Source organism: Leifsonia sp. TF02-11 (genome assembly GCF_017565305.1).
Taxonomy (GTDB): Bacteria; Actinomycetota; Actinomycetes; order Actinomycetales; family Microbacteriaceae; genus Leifsonia.
On sequence record NZ_JAGEKP010000028.1, the window covers coordinates 15266 to 33980 of the forward strand.

The 18715-nt window shown below is 63.7% G+C and carries 16 protein-coding genes; 14 read left to right on the forward strand and 2 right to left on the reverse strand.

The genetic code is table 11. From position 1 onward, the window contains the following. Positions 1 to 344: 344 nt before the first annotated feature. The 11 genes from JNB50_RS23295 (at position 345) to JNB50_RS23345 (ending at position 10665) form a co-directional block, all read left to right on the forward strand. Entirely contained in the window at positions 345 to 1088 is a 744-nt protein-coding gene (locus tag JNB50_RS23295) for a sigma-70 family RNA polymerase sigma factor (RefSeq protein ID WP_208042478.1), read from the forward strand. Then, the gene (locus tag JNB50_RS23300) at positions 1085 to 2188 is read left to right on the forward strand and encodes a hypothetical protein (protein WP_208042479.1); all 1104 of its coding nucleotides are present in this window, start codon (positions 1085 to 1087) and stop codon (positions 2186 to 2188) included. The genes JNB50_RS23295 and JNB50_RS23300 overlap by 4 nt, the downstream gene beginning before the upstream one ends. 83 nt (positions 2189 to 2271) lie before the next feature. Next, positions 2272 to 2925, forward strand: coding sequence for a hypothetical protein (locus tag JNB50_RS23305; protein ID WP_208042480.1), 654 nt, complete (start codon positions 2272 to 2274; stop codon positions 2923 to 2925). A 156-nt stretch (positions 2926 to 3081) separates the two neighbouring features. Next, a complete protein-coding gene (locus JNB50_RS23310) occupies positions 3082 to 3405 on the forward strand; it encodes a hypothetical protein (protein WP_208042481.1) in 324 nt (107 codons plus the stop codon). Positions 3406 to 3407: 2 nt separating this feature from the next. Further along, positions 3408 to 4448: a hypothetical protein gene (locus JNB50_RS23315; RefSeq protein WP_208042482.1), complete on the forward strand. Its 1041-nt coding sequence runs from the start codon at positions 3408 to 3410 to the stop codon at positions 4446 to 4448. A 3-nt stretch (positions 4449 to 4451) separates the two neighbouring features. Next, positions 4452 to 5987 carry an SCO6880 family protein gene (locus JNB50_RS23320; RefSeq protein ID WP_208042483.1) on the forward strand — a complete coding sequence of 512 codons (1536 nt, stop codon included), beginning with the start codon at positions 4452 to 4454 and terminating at the stop codon, positions 5985 to 5987. A 5-nt stretch (positions 5988 to 5992) separates the two neighbouring features. Further along, positions 5993 to 7441, forward strand: coding sequence for a hypothetical protein (locus tag JNB50_RS23325; protein ID WP_208042484.1), 1449 nt, complete (start codon positions 5993 to 5995; stop codon positions 7439 to 7441). Beyond that, positions 7438 to 9243 (forward strand): TraM recognition domain-containing protein, encoded by a 1806-nt coding sequence (locus tag JNB50_RS23330; RefSeq protein WP_307794851.1) that lies wholly within the window; start codon positions 7438 to 7440, stop codon positions 9241 to 9243. Before JNB50_RS23325 ends, JNB50_RS23330 begins: the two co-directional genes overlap by 4 nt. Then, positions 9243 to 9647 carry a hypothetical protein gene (locus tag JNB50_RS23335; protein ID WP_208042485.1) on the forward strand — a complete coding sequence of 135 codons (405 nt, stop codon included), beginning with the start codon at positions 9243 to 9245 and terminating at the stop codon, positions 9645 to 9647. The genes JNB50_RS23330 and JNB50_RS23335 overlap by 1 nt, the downstream gene beginning before the upstream one ends. Further along, on the forward strand, positions 9644 to 10114 hold the full coding sequence (locus JNB50_RS23340; RefSeq protein WP_208042486.1) for a hypothetical protein: 471 nt from the start codon (positions 9644 to 9646) through the stop codon (positions 10112 to 10114). The genes JNB50_RS23335 and JNB50_RS23340 overlap by 4 nt, the downstream gene beginning before the upstream one ends. 107 nt (positions 10115 to 10221) lie before the next feature. Then, entirely contained in the window at positions 10222 to 10665 is a 444-nt protein-coding gene (locus tag JNB50_RS23345) for a single-stranded DNA-binding protein (protein ID WP_208042487.1), read from the forward strand. A gap of 197 nt (positions 10666 to 10862) precedes the next feature. On the opposite strand, the gene JNB50_RS23350 is transcribed toward JNB50_RS23345, so the two are convergent. Then, on the reverse strand, positions 10863 to 11684 hold the full coding sequence (locus JNB50_RS23350) for a hypothetical protein (protein ID WP_208042488.1): 822 nt from the start codon (positions 11682 to 11684) through the stop codon (positions 10863 to 10865). 61 nt (positions 11685 to 11745) lie between these two features. On the opposite strand from JNB50_RS23350, the gene JNB50_RS23355 reads away from it, so the two are divergent. From JNB50_RS23355 to JNB50_RS23365, 3 genes are all read left to right on the forward strand, one after another. After that, entirely contained in the window at positions 11746 to 12861 is a 1116-nt protein-coding gene (locus tag JNB50_RS23355) for a hypothetical protein (protein ID WP_208042489.1), read from the forward strand. A 411-nt stretch (positions 12862 to 13272) separates the two neighbouring features. Continuing rightward, positions 13273 to 13752: a hypothetical protein gene (locus JNB50_RS23360; RefSeq protein WP_208042490.1), complete on the forward strand. Its 480-nt coding sequence runs from the start codon at positions 13273 to 13275 to the stop codon at positions 13750 to 13752. A 617-nt stretch (positions 13753 to 14369) separates the two neighbouring features. Further along, the gene (locus JNB50_RS23365) at positions 14370 to 15158 is read left to right on the forward strand and encodes a hypothetical protein (protein WP_208042491.1); all 789 of its coding nucleotides are present in this window, start codon (positions 14370 to 14372) and stop codon (positions 15156 to 15158) included. Positions 15159 to 15846: 688 nt separating this feature from the next. On the opposite strand, the gene JNB50_RS23370 is transcribed toward JNB50_RS23365, so the two are convergent. Then, positions 15847 to 18546, reverse strand: coding sequence for an AAA family ATPase (locus JNB50_RS23370; protein ID WP_307794852.1), 2700 nt, complete (start codon positions 18544 to 18546; stop codon positions 15847 to 15849). Between the last annotated feature and the right edge of the window lie 169 nt (positions 18547 to 18715).

Consider the following 18715-nt stretch of genomic DNA (forward strand, 5'->3'; position numbering starts at 1 on the left):
GGCGCGCCGCACACCTCGCACCCCTGTTCGGGGGTAGCGTGCGGCAGCAAATGGAGCGGCCGATCCTTACCCTCTTCACCGTGGCGCACGACTCACAGACCGAGTCTGGGCGGCGGTGACGGATCGTGGCTGAGGCTCCCGAACCGCAGAGTCGCCCTCGCCACTCCACCTCTCGAACCGGACGCGTCGCCCACCTGAATTCCCGGCGTGCTCCCGGTTCACCGTCCTCACTCACTCTGTGCTGGCGCACGCCGAGGCGCGCCGGCACACCGCACTAACGGGTCCTCAGACCCGAGCCCGATCCTTCACATAAGCCACCTCCGCACAAGGAAGGTAGTGATCTCGTGGCTGAAGGAACTCAACTCCGCACGCGTGCGGATGCTCGACTGACGGAGTTGCTCCGCGAAGTTGACACACTGTTGCCGTATGTCCGTTTCCAACTGCGCGGCTGGCCGAACGAGGTCGACGCGGTACTACAGCTAGCGCGCGAAACGGTCTGGCACCGAAGCTCTCGATACGACCCTGAACGCGGCTCACCTCACGCGTTCGTATTCGGCATCACCCGCAATGTCGTACTCAGAGAAGTCGAACGGAAGCACGTCGTCATGGACGACATTCCCGACGACGTCGAGTCCGATACGGACATCGACCCCCTGGATGCGCTGATCCGCAGGTTCGACGCGCACCGCTGGATGGTGCTTGTCGCCGACTTCGTCGGTCAATCCGACTGGCAAGTGATGAGCGACCTCAGCCTTGCTAACGGGGACGTCGATCGTGTGGCGAACGCCCATCGGATGTCCAAACGCGGCCTCCGCTCGGTGCACGACCGGGTGTGTCAGACCGCCCGAACCGTGCTCGCCGCCCTGGCAGCGGCAGATGCCGGGCTACCGCTGACCGGGTCCGTGATCGTCTCGTGCGTTCCTGAGATCGGTGGCTTCCGGGAGGTCGCGGAGATGATCGGTGAGGACGCCAGCACCATCGCCGATACGCTCCACATCCACCCGGGCTCCGCGCGGGCGCGGATCGCCACCGCGAAGCGGCTGCTGATGATCGCCCGTGTCGTGCTCGAGCAGGAGGCCGCGGCATGATCAGCGCCAGCGCAGCGGCAGCTCACGCGGTGACACATCCGAAGACGATCCGGAACCTGCTGATCGTCGCCGCCGTCATCGTCCTCGTCGTCCCAGTCGCACTGGTCGCGGTGCCCGTCACCCTGGTGCTCGCGATGGGAGCCAACGGCTTCGGCGGTGGCGAGGGAGCGTGCGGCGGATCCGCACCATCGGTGAACGCGGGCAGCACGGTCGATGGGTACGGGCCGGAGCAGCTGAAGATCGCCGCGACGATCATCACCGTCGGGCAGCAGATGAGCGTTCCCCCGCACGGACTGACGTTGGCGCTGATGGTCGCGATCGGCGAATCCGGACTCCGCAACCTCGACCACGGCGACACCGCCGACAACACCACCATCGGTGTCTTCCAGCAGGGCACAAGCTACGGCACCCGCGCGCAACGGATGGACCCGGCGAGCGCAGCCGCCGCGTTCTACACGCGAATGCTGCACGTCCCAGACTGGCAGACCACGGCTCCCACTCTGGTCGCACGCACGGTCCAGATCAACGCGGACCCGAACCACTACGCCCCGTTCTGGACGCCCGCCGAACAGGTCCTCGCCGCCCTCACCGGAGCCAGTGCGGGGTCGTGCCAGGTGCCAGCGGATGCCCGCGCTGCGGCGACAGTCCTGGTGGGCGCGATCCAAACGAACAAACTCAACTTCCTCGAGGCCCGCTACCAACAGCAAATCCTCAACATGGCAGACGGCACCGCAACACCAGCCTGCACCATCGACGCCCACGTCCTGCAACTGATCGTCGTGGCCGTCCAAGTGTTCCAGCAGGTGGGAGTCAGCGACCTCAACCGGCGCTGCACCGGCATGACACCCGGCGCCGGCACGGCGTCCGCGCACTGGAAAGGCAAAGCGGTCGACTTCTACGCCATCAACCGCCAGTCACTCACCGGAGCAGACGCCCTCTCACTCCAGCTCATCCGCGCGCTGGACCCCTATGCCCCGCACGGCTCATCCGTCGGTCAAAGCGAATGCCGCGCCCGCGCCAACGTCTCCTTGGGCACCCTGCTCAACATCACCAGCGCCTTCCCCGACACCTGCAACCACCAGCACATCCAGGTGCCCTGACCCAGGAGATTCCGAAGATGCGCGCCAAAAACCGTCCCGAACCGGAAGTTCTAAGCGAAGGGCACGAACCGAGGTGAAGTGAGATGAACAAGAAACTGATCGCATTCGCGTCCCTCCTGCCATGCCTGACCCTCGTCGGCTGCGCCACCGCAGCCCCGGCACAGAACCCGTCCTTCACGGCTATCGCACCGGCTAAGCCGTCACCGACTCGGTCGTCGGGCGCAATGCCGGCCGCATCGGGCATCGTTAGCAGCGTCTGGGTCGACGTCTACCCGGGCGCCACGTTCAAGTCGAAGCACGGCTGTCGCTGCACCCTTCCCGGCTCGTCCCAGGAACTTTTCCCGTCAGGAACTCCCGTGCTGCTGCTCAGGGTGACGATGACCGGCAAATGGATCCCCTCACAGGGGAACCAAGACTTCCAAGATGTCACGGGCGCAAGCGTCACAGGCGCCCAATTCGACGGGCGACCAGAGCCAGCTGTTCTCGACAAGTCGGACGGTCCGGCAGCCGCCAAGGCCGCGCGCATGGCTTGGCTACCGGCTGGTCTCTTCGCCGGACAGACCAAGTGGACAATATCCAACGAAAAGAGCCGCTCGTTCGCAGTCGCCTACTACTTGCCTCCGGGCGTGGACCAGCTTGAGCTAACCGTCAACGTGCCTTCCGAGGGTATGGCCAACGCGCTTACGGTTCCGCTTCCGACTTCCGCCGTCGAGGCGAGCAACGGCAAAGGCGAGTGACCGATATGGACCTGCTGCCAAGCATCCTCGGGCTTATCGGGCTGGCCTGTTTCACCGTGCTGGGCATCGGCGTTTCCGGCTGCCTCGCCGCGCGACGAATGGCGGCGGCAGACCGCTCCATCGCGTCCACCGACCCACAGAAGGAGATACCAAATCATGAACGCACTCAGCGAAGCCCTCACTAGCGCACACTGGCGCACATTGACCGTCCTGACGGTGAGCAATCCGTCGCCGGACTTCTCCGGCCCAGGCGTCGGCGCTCTCCAGTCGATCGCGAACGTCGTATTCGCGATCGTCCTCACTCTCGGCGTCATCGGCGGTCTGATCGCCGCCGGTTTCATCGTCGTCGGCCACATCTCCAGCAACGGACGGGTTCAGAAGATGGGCATCGTCGGTGTCGTCAGCTGTGTTGCAGGTGTCGCCGTCGCTGCTGGCATCGCAGGGCTGATCAACTGGGGTCAGTCACTGCACGTGGCGTGATCATGATGTTTGTTCTCGCCGCATCGCCGGATCCGTTCTCGCCGAACTACGGCTGCTTCATCTCTGACTTTGGCTGCCAAGCTTCGCAGACGATCGCCCAATTCATGGGCTCCACGATCCGCAACCTCGGCGACTTCATCGCCACCATGATCGCCGGGTCGTTCAACACGAACATCGACCCGGGCAGCTGGGAGATCGCCCACTCGCAGTTCCTGTTCTGGGTCGCAGTCACCGCCCCGATCATCCTGATCGTCGCCCTGGTGCAAATCGGGATCGCCATGATCCTGCAGGACTGGGCACGCATCGGCCGCACCGCAGCTGGCGCCGCCCTCGCCGTCCCCTTCTCCGTGATCTGTGTGTGGGGGATGCAGAAGGCATCCGGGATCACCGATGATGTGACGCAATCGCTCACCACCGCGGTTCAAGGCGGCGACCTTAGCCAGAGTCTGCTCCGAGTGGTCGGGCTGTTCGACGCTCCCAAACAGATCAACGGGGCGGCGATGAAGACCATGCAGTTCTCACACGAAGGCGCGATCTTCGGTATGGCCACCCAGGGCGCTCAAGGGCCCGGCGCAGTCGGCGAGTACGTCATGGCCGTACTAGTGGTCGGGCTGATGATGATCGCCTCCCTGTTCCTGTTCATCGCTATGTCCATCCGCGAGTTCGGCCTCCTCGCGCTGGCGGCAATGGCTCCGGTCGGGTTGATGATGATCGGGCAGCCGAAGCTCACCGCTTGGGCGAGCCGCTGGATCAACCTGACCGTCGGGCTCTTGATCGCGAAACCGCTTGCCGCCGGCGTTGTCCTTCTCGCTGTCGAGCTGACGAAGGCCAGTCTCAGCATCGGAGTCATCCTCGTCGCCGCCGGCGCCGTGATCGCCGCGTCGTTCTCCCCGCTGTGGGCCACCAAGCTCGTGTCCTTTGCAGGCGCCGAAGTTGGTACTGCTCTGCATCACCGTTTCTCCGTGCGCGACCAGTTCTCGCGCGTCAATACCGCCGCCGCACCGGTTCGCTCCGCGGCTCGGGTCATCAAGGTTGGGAGATAACTCATGACCACCTTCACCGCCGACCAGATCATCACCGAAGAAGGTGCACCCCGCGTCCGCTTCGCCGCCCGTGAACGCCGTGGCATCTTCCTCGGCCTCACCTTCCTCCAACTTGTCGTCATCGGGGGCGCCGTCGCCGCCCTGCTGGCAACGCTGTTCATCTACCCGAACGGGTTCTGGGTGATGCTGCCGCTAATCGCTCTGATCGTGTTCTTCGCACTCGCCACCTACCGGCGCGAGCCGGTGCTGGTGATCGCCGCCCAGGCCGCCCGATACGTGTACCGCAGCATCGCCGGTCAGACCGTGTTCCGCCGAGATGTCTGGCTTCGAGTCGCCACCGCGTCACTGAACATCGGCCACGCGCACGTTGCCGCGGTCACGCCGACCGTGACCTCGAAGTTCCTGCTTCCCGGAGCGCTGGGCGATGTGCAGATCATGCAGATCCCTGGGGCGGGTGCGTTCATTTACAACGCTCACGGTCGCCTGGCCTCCATCACCGTGCGGGTGGGATCCCGGGCGTGGGCACTGCGCGACAAGGGCACCCAAGAGTCGGCTTACGACGGTTTCGTCGAGTGGCTCAGCTCGCTGGAGAACCTGCCCGGCGTGCGCGAGACCACCATCCGCATCCGCGTAGACAGAGCCTCGTCTAACGAGCTCCGTGACTACCTCATCGCCCGAGAAGACGAACACGCCCCACGGGTCAGCTCGGAATTGCGAGAGCAGTACTGGGAGCTGACCCAGGCCGCCTCGAAGCGGTCGATGGGATTCACCAACTACGTCACCCTGACCTTCGACACTGGTGTGCTCAACGGGGCGATCCGCGACGCAGGCAAGGGGCTCACGGGACTTGCCGCCGTGCTGAAGGAGCGCGTGGCTGGCATCGAATCCTCGATGGAGCACGCCCGTCTCACCCCGGCCGGATGGCTGACCTCCGACGACCTGGACGAGCTGCTCGCACTCTCCGCTGACCCCGTCTCGTCGGCGACCCGGCGCGAGCGCGATGCCACCCTTGAGCCGCAGCCCGCACCTCCCGTAATGGGCATCGACGAGGGCTGGGACGCGATGCGCGTGGACGAGTCCTGGCACCAGACCTTCTGGGTCGCGGAATGGCCGCGCACTGACGTCCGCACCGGGTTCCTCGAACCGCTCCTCTACGCCGGGGACGCCACCCGAGTGATCACCCTGCAGGTTCGCCCGGTTGCAACACACAAGGCGCTGGCCCAGCTGAACCGGGCCCAGTCCGACATGGAGACATCTGCCACGATCCGGATGAAGCTGTCCTCCCGCGTGCCGCTCACCCACCTGCGCGAGGAGGAGGACCTGGCCGTACGCGAGCACGACCTCGTCGACGGCTTCGGCGACGTGCAGTACCGCGGCTTCGTCACCATCTCCGCCGAGTCCAAGGACACACTGGCGAAAGCCAGGACGGATATCGAGCAGGCTTCCCACCCGGCACGGCTCGTGTTGGCGTCCCTGTCGGGGCAGCAAGCCGCCGGGTTCGTCACCGGCGCTTTGCCCGTGCCGCTGGAAGGGGAGTGACGGCGATGAAGCCCAGCACGGTTATCGGCCGCATCCCCGCCGACGAGAAGCCCGGCGCCAAGGGCCGCCGCCTCCGGAGCAGCAACGTGGACAAGAACTCGTCGTGGAAGATCCAGCCCGCGGAACTGCCGGCGTCGAAGATGCCGGCGTGGGGGTGGAAGCAGCCGCACAACCTGCGTGGCCCGCTGCGCGCTACCCCACCCGCGCACCGCTGTAGTTCGAAGGTGCTGGGTGGTGCGTACCCGTTCTTGGCCGAAACAGGGGACATCCTCACCGGGGCGTACATCGGCGAGAACCTGCTCTCGCGGGCCCCGTTCTGCTTCGACCCCTGGGACGCGTACTCCGCCGAGGCCGTCCGCTCGCACTCGGTGGCGATCCTCGGGGTTAAGGGGACCGGTAAGTCGATGCTGGCCAAGTCCTGGTCGTCCCGGTTGGCGCGGCTCGGCCGGAAAATCGCGGTGCCGCACGACCCGAACGGGGAGTGGGTCCGCGTCGCCGCCTACGTCGGCGGCACCTCCATCTCCGTCGGCCCCGGCAAAGCCGCCCGCATCAACCTACTCGACGAAGGACCGCGAGACGCGTCGTTCTCGGACGAGGACTGGAACCAGAACGTCCTCCAATACCGACGTGCGACCGTGAAGACGATCATCCGCCGGCTCCGCGAAGGCGGCAACCTGGAACCGGTCGAGCACACCGCCCTCGACATCGCACTCGACGCCCTCCACGGCCAGTCGACGGTGACCATCACCCACGTCTACGACCGGCTGGTCGACCCCAACGAAGCTCTACCGCTCGAAGTCGCGGACGCCGGGCACCGGCTCGCGCATTCACTGCGCCGCATGGTCTCCGGCGACTTGACCGGCTTCTTCGACGGACCCTCCACGGTTCGCTTTGATGCGGATGCCCCGATGATGGTCGTCGACACCTCCGCCTTGAAGGGGGCATCCCCCGAGGCGCAGGCCTTGGCCCGCCTGGCGACGGCGAACTGGATCCGCCGCGCCAGCCTCGGCGCCAACCGTCAAGCCCGCGTCATCATCCACGAAGAGGCCGCCGTCGAACTCCTCAACGACGTCTCCGGCGGTGACGGCCTCGCCGACCGGGTCGAAGACGAGAAGGTCGCCCGTCACCTCGGCACCTCCAACTGGTACCTCCTCCACCGCGTCGCCGACCTCGACGCTCTCGGCGACCGCAATAGCGCACTCCACTCCCGCGCGCTTGGTCTCCTCGCCGACTGCGAGACCCGCATCTCGTATGCACAGCACTCCGGAGAGATCGCCCGGTCCCGGGAAATACTCGGCTGGAACGACACCCAAGCCGACCTCGTCCGAAAGCTCCACAAGGGCGAAGGGCTCTGGCAGATCGGCCAAGACCGGGTCGCGAAGGTCCGCAACATCTGCACCGACTACGAACTCGGCGTCTTCCGCACCGACACCATGGGCGGTGAACGAGCGTGAGAAACGACCACTCCTCCTGGACCCACCTTGCCCTCTACAGCCTCTTCGCCATCGTGGTCGCCGGCGCGCTGACGACTTGTATCGCCAGCGCAACCATCGCCGTGGCCTGCGGAGGTGGTAGTCAGCCTGACAGTGTGTTCGCCGGCCTCCAGCTGGCGATAAGTGGTGACCCGGGTGGCTTCAGTCTGGAGCCGGGATGCACCGCACCGGTCACCTGGATCCGTGTGCTCGACATCATCGCCGTACTCCTCCTTCTCGCCGCCGTCGCGGCAAGCGTGATCTGGTGGCTTCGGTACCGGCAATCGGACCGGCACTTCATCCACGAGCTCCGCGGTCGCGACGGCCTCGCCAAGCCCAGCGAGGTGCGAAAGCACACCTCCGCTCGAACCGCCCTGCGCCGCGCCAAGGTACTGCGGCCGTCGCTTGCCCATCCGGAGCCCTCCTCTGCCGGGTGGAAGGTCGGCAGCGCCCACGGTCAGGACGTGTATGTGTCGATCGAGGACTCGATCGTGGTCGAGGGCGCACCCCGGTCCGGCAAGGGGTATCGGTTCATCATCAACGCCATCCTCGACTGGGACGGCCCTCTGATCACCACCTCCACGCGGAACGACAATCTCTCCGCCACCATGCGTGAACGCGCCCGGGCCGGCGACGTGACCGTGTTCGACCCACAGGAACTGACAGGCGTCCGCTCGGCACTGCGCATCTCACCGGTCACTGGCTGCGAGGACCCGCTCATCGCCGATCAGCGCGGCCAAGCGATCGTGGCCGGCACAGCCCTCGGCGCCTCGAAGACCAACCAGGAATGGGCGCAGGTGTCCTCCTCCGTCCTCTCCCGGCTACTCCATGCGGCCGCCGTCTCCGGCCGCGGAATCGACGCGCTCGCCCGGTGGGGCTCCAACCCGCGGCTCGCTCAGGAAGCGGTCGGGGTGCTCGCAAACCAGGGCACGCCGGGCTGGTCCGAGGACCTGGACGCGATCATTAACGGCGACGAGAAGCTCCTCGCCAACTCCTGGTTCGGCGTCTTCGGCTCCCTCCGCCCACTGTCCATCCCAGCAATCCGCAAGGCGATGACACCGGGCCCGGGGGAGCAGTTCGACCTCGACGCGTTCCTCGCCGGTCCCAACAGCCTCTACCTCGTCGGCACCGGCGCCGGTGCCGGCTCAGTTGGCGGGTTCCTCGGCGCGATCCTCGACGACATCGTCGAGACTGCCCGCCGCAAGGCTCTCGCCTCACCCGGCTCCCGCCTCGACCGGCCGCTCGCGCTGATCCTGGACGAGATCGCGAACATGTTCTCCTGGCCAGCGCTGCCGCGGATCATGGCCGACGGCGGCGGCATCGGCATCTCCACCGTGGTCGTGCTCCAGGCGCTCTCGCAGGCTGAAACCGCGTGGTCGCGATCGGAGGCTGACACGATCTGGTCCGCCGCCACCGCCAAGCTCCTGCTTGGTGGCGCGTCCGACGTCGACCACCTCCGCGACATCGAATCCCTGCTCGGGTTGCGTCGGATCCGGAACACCGGGCACTCGTACAACGACAACGGTTCCTCCACGAACGTGCAGCACGAGAAGGTACCGGTAATGACGATCGACGAGATCCGCCGCATGCCCGAAACCGTCGGACTCCTCGCCTACCGCAACCGGCGCGGCATCCTCCTCGACCTCCGCGGGTGGACCGACCGCGACGACGCCCACCAGATCCGCACCGGGAAGAAACTCACCGAGCTCGACCAGCAGGCCGTGTTCGCCGAGCAATATCAAGCCGCCCTCGATCGCCGAGGATCAGCGGGAGAAGACCACTGATGTCGAATCGTCGCCGCCCTGCCCGGGACAACACTTACCGCACCGCGTACTTGCACTCCGTCGCGTGGTTCGCTCGCCGCGACCGCTGGTTCACCGAAGAACAAGCCCGCAACGGAGAGGCCCGCTGCGCGCTCTGCCTCGGCGCCGGCGACACGCGTTCCCTCGAGCTGCACCACCTCGACTACCGCGGCGTCACCCAAACACCACACGGCTGGACCGCCCTCGAAGGGCACCAAGACCTGATCGCGCTGCACCCGCGCTGCCACGAATACGTCCACCAACTCATCGACCGTGACCGCGTCTTCTCCGGTTTCGTCTCCCGCCGCACCGCGTCCCTGCAAGCCATCGCCCGGCTCCAGGCCAAGATCGCCCACTACATCGAAGCCTCACTGGAACAGCAGTGACCGACGACACCCCACTCGACGACCTCGTTGCCTCGCTCGCCGAGCGGTGGGAGGACCAAGCTCCACGGCAAAGTCCCGGAATGCTCGGCATCCGCGTCATCAACTGGCGCACCCTCGACGACGCGGACGCTCCGGAAGTCTGGACCGACCTACGGGACTGGGTGAATTGGTTCACCCACCGGTACAACCTCCCCACACGCAAGATCCCGCCCTGCTGGTTCAAACACGGAGCCCTCGTCGAAGAACTCTCCGCCCTCCACACCGCCTGGCTCGTCTCCTACGACAGCCTCGACGCCGGCTACGGCCCCATCGGCTGGCACGAACGACTCGCCGTCGCCATCCCACGCCTCGCAACTTGGTACAACGGCGAATGCCACGACGGCCACACCGAGCTGCCGCGAACCGGTGGTGACGCCACTCCAGACGAGTGGGCGGACTGGATCAGCCAGAGCCACGCCGGCTCCTAAGCGAGCCTCCGGGTTGCGCGCTATTTGAGCGCATTTTCCGTCTTTGAACCGGAAGTTCTAAGTGAAAGCGACCCGAACAGCGGGCGCAGACCGAAAGGAAGAGAACGATGAGCACACGAGTCCCGATCAGCATCGAAGGCAACCTCGTCGCCGACCCCGACTTCGGCGAATCGCAGAACGGCACCAAGTTCGCCAAGTTCACCGTCGCCGTCACCGACCGCAAGCAAGTCGACGGCAAATGGGTCGACGGCGACACCCAGTACCACCGCACCACCGTATTCGGACGCACCGCCGAGAACGTCCGCGCCAGCCTCGCCAAAGGCGACACCGTCATCGTCAACGGCAACCTCGAATTCCGCCACTGGACCGACCAAGCCACAGGGGAGCCCCGAGCCGCCACCGAAGTCGTCGCGGACAGCGTCGGCCCCTCCCTCCGCTACACCACCGCAGAGGTCACCCGACGCGCCCCAAAAGCTGATGGCCCGGAAGCGTCAGCGGCCGGGCCGATGGCCACCAACGAGATGGCCAGCCGCAGTACATCGATGGCCTAACACTGAGGTGGGGTGTGCGATGCACGCCCCACCTCTTTGTGTTGACGACTCCCGCACTGCGATCCTTCTCGTGCTTTGCGGATGCCGAAAGCGATCTGGTCCGGGCACCCCGTATCGCCCGCTGTGGTGAATGTGAGGCTGTCGCTACGGACGCAATAATCGCTCACGCACATTTTGGCGCAGCCGAGGCTATGTTCTCAACTGGCGGGGCTGATGCCAGGAAGCCCCGCTTCAAGCCGTTCGTAACGCCGCGGCTCCGTCGGGGCAGCGACATTCTCTGTCCAGGGAAACGGTGGCTCGGTTTGGACGAGCAATCGCGAGCCGTCGCGCCGGAAGAAGCGGAAGTCGCCGTTGAATTTGAACGTGTCACGCACGTTCATTCCAGGGTCGCGAATCCAAACCTCGACGTCGAATAGCCAGTTCTGGGGACGACCAAGGTCTTCTTCAGTTTGAAGGGCGAAGGTACTGACGGTCCGCTCCCACGACACATTCGCTTCCTCGCCAGGGCCCAAGACAAGTTCATCTCCAGACCGCACGGACATGACCCCGTTCGCTGAGTAGACGAACGCCACACGGGCGATTCGATCCGAAACATTTTTGACCGTGATAACCGCGGTGGTACGGAAGACGGCGGACTCCGATTCATTCAGTTCGAGCGAGTTCGAAACATCTACCCAGTCTCCGGATTCATCCCGTATCTCGAGCCGCCCAGGCCGGGCCCGTGCGACAACGCTTGGGGCTACCTGATCAAGGCGGGACTCAATCTGCCAACGCTCGGCCCGCTTGCGAGAAGCCTCCTGTGCCGCACCAGTCTCCTTGGCGTCGCGAGCTTCATCTCGTGCCAGAGCAAGCTGCTCGAGTCCTGTCTCGTGCTGCAGCGCGGCTGAAATCGCCTGCCTCTTCGTCCAATGGGCCGCTCGGCCGGCGAATGCGGCTGCCACCGCGGCGGCAACGAGCGTGAGCACGGCAGCACCAGCGGTGATCCAGTTGGGAATTCCGTCCCAGAAGACGTCAACCATACGCACAACATATTGGCATCGAACGGCGGGGGCGATGTCTTGCGCCATTGTCGGACGCAACATGTCTTCTGTTCTTTGTCACGAGGTGCGCAAGGATCAAGTCATGTGGCCAAGCTATGTCGTGACTGGTGACCTGAGACGCGACGGACACGCCTTTCGACCAGAGATCACTTGGCCGGAACTCAGAGTGGTTCTTGATCCACAGGCGCAGATGGACACCGCCGTCGCAGAGTATTTCAACGTCCTTCAGAGCCAGCCAGCTGGAGTACGTCTCTTCGTCGAGGGCGCGCAAGAAGAGGACATTGCCGACACTTACTATGTTCCTAACGAGCGACATGACGGCAACGGCGTCGTGTGCGTGCACGGAGATCGCGGGATCTCGACCCACGGGCTCTTCTCGCTTGAGAACAATCTTCAGGCCGCATTCAATTGGGCCAAGCATTGGAACTTTGATCCCTACCAGGCGCGAACGAGGCAGATCTACGCGGAGATCGCGACCGCGCTTCACGCCGACATATTGGTAACCGACAACGAGTTCGCGCTTGCGAAGCCGAATCGTCTGTCGGCCTTCGCGGTGGGACCGCGCGAGTCCTTGGCGATAGTCGGATTACACCAACGGCTCAGGGGCATAGTTGCGATCAACCGCGACCTCTTCGACGGCGTACTAGCAACGTGGCAAGTCGAACACGCACAAGCGTGGTCGATGATCCCCACATTGCGCGACCTCTTCGACCACACGTTCAAGAGCGGCGATGACGCGTTCCTAGATCTCATACGTGCAAGCGGCAATCGGTTAAAGCGAGTGCTTGACCTGCGAGACAGGCTCTTGTTCGAGAGCGTCCATCCAAATGAGCCCACTCTATTCGGGGAGCCCGAAGCGCTCGTTGAACAAATCGCATTGAACCTCAGCGGGATGCTAGATGCGCTAGCGCGTGCGATGAACGTGGCTCTTGGGCTTGATATCCGACCAGCGAATTGCTCGTTGGCGCGGAGGGACTTCCAGGGCAAGCTGAGTGAGCCGGTTCAGCGCATTCTTAAAGAACCGGTCAGCGTCGCGGTGATGACTCTGGTTCGAGAACTCCGCAACACCATTCATCATGAGGATCTGGGAGGCGGAAGGGGACCGGTCTGGTCGCACGACAGCCCGGCTGGTATCCGTCGACGACGACACTGCTGAGTTGATTCGAGAAACATCAGCAGTACTCGACCGCAATGGGTCTTGGATCGCACATGACTTGGATCAGTTTCGCCTAATGGCGCGACCCGTGCCGCTTGTGGAGGACCTAATTCAGTGTGTCGCGCGATTGGTTCAAGAGGTAGCTGGCGCCGCAGGCTGGCCGTCGGGGCTACCGCGCGCGGACGAGCGTGGCGAGGACGATCCGCGCAACTGGGCGAGATTTGCGCCAACGATTGAGGTGGTCAATCTCCTCTACGGCATCGATATGAGCGGCTCAGGCCCGCTGGACCGGTAGTAACCCCGACAGGCCTAGTTGAGGCGCGCGGTTTGTCTAACGGGGCACTCTTGGAGAGGGGCCCTTCCTGGCCCCAGATGAAGTGGGCCTCTATTAGGCTCCAGCTGGAGGACCTGATGACCGATATGGACGCCGCCGCCGAGCTAGAGTCGATGCTTGCCACCCATCCCGGAAAGCTGAAGACACTCAATGACGAGCTCGATCGACAACGGGACATCTACTCTTCCCGCGCATCCTCGGTACAAGCCCGGGCCGCAATCCTTATCGCTACCGCCGGCCTCGGCGCGGGGCTTCAGTCCGCCCATCTAACGGGAGGCTGGTACATCCTCGCAGTCATCTTCGCTGCAGTGGCCGCCGGTCTCGGCATTGCCGCGACTCGTCCCAGATACGGCGGCGAGATCAATCTCGCATCCCTTCGCGACACCTTATTCGCGTCCGAAGAGAACACCGGTCTCCTGAAACTTATCGACGCAAAGATCGAGGTTCACGAAACGGACGAGAAGCGTCTAAACGCGATGGGCGAATTTCTTCGTTGGGGATTTGTTTCACTGGCTGTTTCTATCGTCTTCACATTGTTAGCCGTACTCAACGTCTGAGGAGTCCCATGTCTGATAGGTCAAAGCCCTCTCCCGCCCCGAAATCCAAAGTGCCGCCCGTTCAAAAAGTTCCCGGGCTGGTAGCGAATGTGATCAAGCACAGCTCGGGTGGAAACACCGACTCGAGGCCGCTGCCGAAGCCTGACAAGCGATAAGCGAATGAGCGACGACAGCGAATCCATCCCGGCACCGCAGGCGAGCGTCATCCCACCTATCCAGGACACCGCCGAAATCATTCGTGGAGTGCTGAAGGCAAGCGGGGCGCCAGTTCGCCCGGGTGATGACGAGGACCGCTAACTAATGCCCAGCTGAGCAACGCTTAAATGGTCATGTCGTTGCTACCCGTGAACGTGGGTTCGACCGCGCGTCGCGGAGGCTACGCGCTTGTCTCATGTGAGCAGAGGCCCAATCGCGCCGTTTTCATCCGAAGGCGTCATCAACGTGTCGCGGCGCTTACCCATGCGTCGCTGTTGCAGTCCGGGGCGGTCCAGTGCCACGCCGGGATGCTTCCTGTGGAACCATACTGAGTTATGGCTTCCAAAGCGCTCGACCCGGGTCGCTATACAGATCCCGTAAGCCAACCGGCCCCGGAGGGGCACCAGCATGGCCCGGGTTGGGTGGCAGAGCTCGAGTACCGGCCACTAGACGGCGGTCCGATCCAGGCCGTTGAGATGCACGGGCCTTCCGAAGAGATTGCACGAACAGAGCTCTTGGAATGGGTTCGCGCCACGTTAGGCCAAGTGCAGTCGATGGCGCCCCGTTCCCCGGCGGTCGAGAAGTTCATTGAGGCGGCGAGCCACATGCATGACCTTCGACAGGCGGCAAAGGCGCTGGAAAAGGCAAATTCTGCCAAAGGTACCGACATCGCGAGGTTCCTTCGCTCGTACGCAGTTGTCACTTACTCTCGGACGCGCGGCTCGAACGTACGTCCCGATCTCGACAAGTTCATCGCTCTTGGGGCAGACGACATCGCGCTCTCGGCTCAGCTGAAGACACTTCGTAACAAGTTCGTCGCTCACTCAGAAAATCGGATGCTCACCACAACGCCAATAGTCGATCTTCGGCGTCAGCCAGATGGAGCCATAGCAGTAGATGAGGTATTCGGCATAACGGTCGAGACCCCTATCCCACACGAAGTGATCCGAAATTTCGAGGCAATGCTTGAGCGCCTAATTGCAAAGCTCACGCACGCCTTGACTCCCCTCAAAGCCGAGGTGACCGCTGAGATCAGTCAAGTCGATGCAGAAGAAATGCTCGCCCACCCCAAGCGCCTTCAGTTCATTCCGGTGCCAGTTTCGGACTGGTCACCAGACGGAGCGCGGCCCCGGTATCCCAAATCGCAGTTTGCCCCCGTTCACATCGTGCCGAGCGGCGAAACATCAACGCAGGTAACAATCACGAAGTGATCGGAGTTTGTGCGTCAACACGTCCACAAGCCGCCTTTTCTTGTTGTGTATGTTCGCGAACCGCACGGCTGTATTCCGCCGAGGACGCCGGCTCCGCGACAGAGACGATGCCCGCATAGTCTGGGCGATTGTTCTGCCAGAAGAGGGTTCGCTTCGCTGAGCTCCTTGTTCGAAGCGAGGGCCGCTAGGGTCGAGAGGCATTCGCACCAGGCCTCAGGACTAGTGGTCGGATGCCAGTGGTCCGGAGCAGACTATGCGCGTGAGTGTTGAACCGCCTTTACCGAGACCATGGGGAGTTTCGGATCACCAAGCGATCGAACTGTGCCGGGAGTGGATGGTCCACCTCGGCGCAATTGACGCGCGGGCGGCGGGGGCGTCGTCCAATCATGTTTGCGACCTTTACAGCTCACAATTCCTCGGTTGGGTCGCAAGCCGGTCAGCAAACATCGACGTTGATCTTGTTGAGCGAGCCGCGGCGGCCGCAGCAGGAGACGGGCGATGCCCTCTGGTTTTCGTGCCGGGTGGAGTGTACCCGGAAGCCCGTGATCGAGCCGATGCGCTTGGCGTTGCCCTCCTTCGCTACCGGGCACAGGACGGCGCGTTGGACGGTGTCAACGGGCTCGGTCGGGAAGCCCGGGCCTTTGGACTGGCTAAGCGATAGCCGCAATCACCGGCCGGGGGGCGACACCTAGTCCAGATGTGCCGCCGTGGACGGCCTCGGCTCACTCTGGGCTGCGCGATTGAATTCAGCTCGCGCTGCCGTCCGGGATGCATCCAAAGTCTCTTCGATGGGTGTGCGCTGCATCATCTCTACGAGCTGCGTTTTCGCGGAAGCCTGGGTCGGCGCGACGAGAACGATGTCGTTCGTACTCTTGCCTCGAGTGAGGCCAACGTACAGTCCCGCGGCGTCGATGCCGGGTCCAACAAGCGCGCGATCTGTCGTTTCGCCCTGGACTCCGTAGACAGTCGACGCATAGCCAAGGTGCATGTGGGCGTTCGCGTATTCGCGTGTGACCATTTTGAGATCGGTCGAGTCTGAGGTCGATGCAAGAACAACATGGGCCTCGGTTATTCGCTTGACTGTCCAATGCTGACGGTTTTGAACGGCGGCCTGCCGATCGTTTCGACGAGTCTGGACGACGTCTCCGACGAAGATTGCCTGGCCGCCCTGTCCAGATGTGGACTGAGAAGTGTCAAGTTCGCCGGCTCGGATTCTCTGATTTTGGATGTCCTCACTTACGGCCAGCGCTTCAGCGTGCGTTGAAGCAACCAGGGCAATCGTCTGCCGCTGCTCGTTCGCCTCGAACCAGGCAGAGACCATTTTGGTTCGAGCCTCGTACTCGCTATTCGCAAGAACTACGTGGCCAGTGTGGACTAGTTCGTCGGCGACGATCTCGGATCCCTCGCGACCATTTGGATCGCGCAACCTGAGTGTCAGCTCTGCCCAGGAGGGATCCGTGAACCGATGGATCGCCGTAAGTTCGACCTGATCCGCGGAGTGAGCCCAGAAGAGAGCCATCGCCCCGGAGTGTCCGACCGGCAGCGCCTGACGTTCGTCGCCGATCAGTGCCACCGTCGACTGAGTTCGTTCCAACACCTGGACAAGTGCGTTGGCTGACTCAAGATCGAGCATCCCGGCCTCATCCACTACGATCCGGTCACCGGGATAAATCGCAATGCGCGGACCGTCGTACGCGACTCCTGTATCGCGATCAAGCTCGCCGACCTGAAGACAGCGCCAAACAGTTGCGCCGGCCTCGTCCACCGCCCAACGCCAGCCATGGTCGTGCAACAGCTGATGCAGCGATGACGACGCGCTCTGTGTTTCACGTCCGGCCACGGCAGCCGCTTTCTTCGTCGGTGCAACGATAATCATCCTCCGCCCACGACGTCGAAGGGCTGCGCCGGCGACCTTAAGCATCGTCGTCTTGCCCGTCCCTGCAGCGCCGGAGATCGCCACACTTCTCGAGCTCCCAGCTATGACCGCCGCACCAGCAACTTGTCCTCTGTCGAGCGAACGCGCTGGTTCAATTGCTTGTCCAACTTCCTTCACCTCGGCGGCGCTCAGCGCGCTGCCCGGGATGGAAATCCGTTCGACTCTTTGCGCCAAAGTGGCCTTGAGAGTCGCGGTCGCCGTGGCCATCCGTCGCTTGATGTGCGCCGGGACGTTCGCGTCGCTGAGGAGTGTCACCGTGTGAGCGCTCGTGGCGTGGGCAACTACCTCGTCAACTAATGCTGCCAAGCGTTGCCGGTCGGCGACGACTCCAGAACTGGCGATTGCCCGAATCACCCCGGCCCGGACGTCCAAGTCGCTGAATCTTCCTCCCGTACGGGTCGATCGGGCATCCGCATCGACAATGGCCTTCGCGGCGAGGATCTCGACGTCGAGTTCTTCGAAGGCGACCGGTCGCGTCACTGCTATCGTCCGCGGTCGGCTCAGATCCGGGTCGGCGTTTAGCATCTCTGCTGTCACCATGGAGGACCAGTCGTCCTCGCTCAGCGGCCCCGGCTTGTTCGGCCGGCCGGCTGCCCACGCCCACTGGTCAACCTGAGCCAGCACCGTGGAGGACGGCTCCTCACCCGGGTGTTGCTCCCTCCACGTGCGGAGGTGATCCGCCTTGTTTGCTTCGATCTGTGCGGACCGCTTCGAAAGCGGCTGCACAACATGCCGCAGTTGCGCGATCTCCCCATCCGAATCTAGTGTGAAGCCTTTGGCTGCCAGCGCGGCTATCCACACAGGATCGGTCCTAGAAGCGAGGTCCCCCTCCGCATTCACGACGTTCTGGAACCGCAACGCCACCCGTGTGTCGACGTTTGACCACTTCCCGTTCACGCCCTGGACTTTGACGTTCAACCACAGGTGACGGTGCTTGTGCGGGTCCAGCGAACGGGACCGTTCATGCCGCAGCTCGACAACCTCGATCCTGGCAAGATCTTCCCGGATGGCACCCTGCTTGCCTCGGCGGGCGTTGAGCTCGCTCTGCCACAGCTTCACGATGCGGTCCCGCAACCGGTCCTGCAGATCCTCGTACGCGGCCGCCAAATCCGCGTCCAGCATCGCCGCGATCGAGAACGACTTGGGTGCGTTGATCGTCGCATCGAGGATGAGATCAGCGACAGGCGACTCCAGGTCTCGGCCACGGCGCTCGCCGCTGAGCGGGTCGACACCGTCCACCCAATCCTTCAGCTGTGACCGCGTTAGAAGGTCCTCTCGGATGGCGCCATTCTCGACGATGTACCGGGTCATGACCGCGTCCGCATAGCCGGCCGCAGCGAGTACGCCGTCGGCAGTTTTGGCCGTCAGGGTCGCATCACAGACGCCCCCGAAGGCGTAATGCACAGCCTGCTTGACCCCCTGGGCTGCCTGCCCGCGTTTCCAGCGCGCCACTCCACCTCTCACACTTAGAACTTCCGGTTGCGCGCGCCTTCCGGCACGCATTTGGCGCGCACATCTCGAAGAGTGCCTACGTGCATTGCTATTTCTTTTCTATCTCCTTATCTCCGTCGTCCTAGTCGTCCTAGTCGTGTCTCGTTTCTGGTCTCGTCTCCGGTCTCGT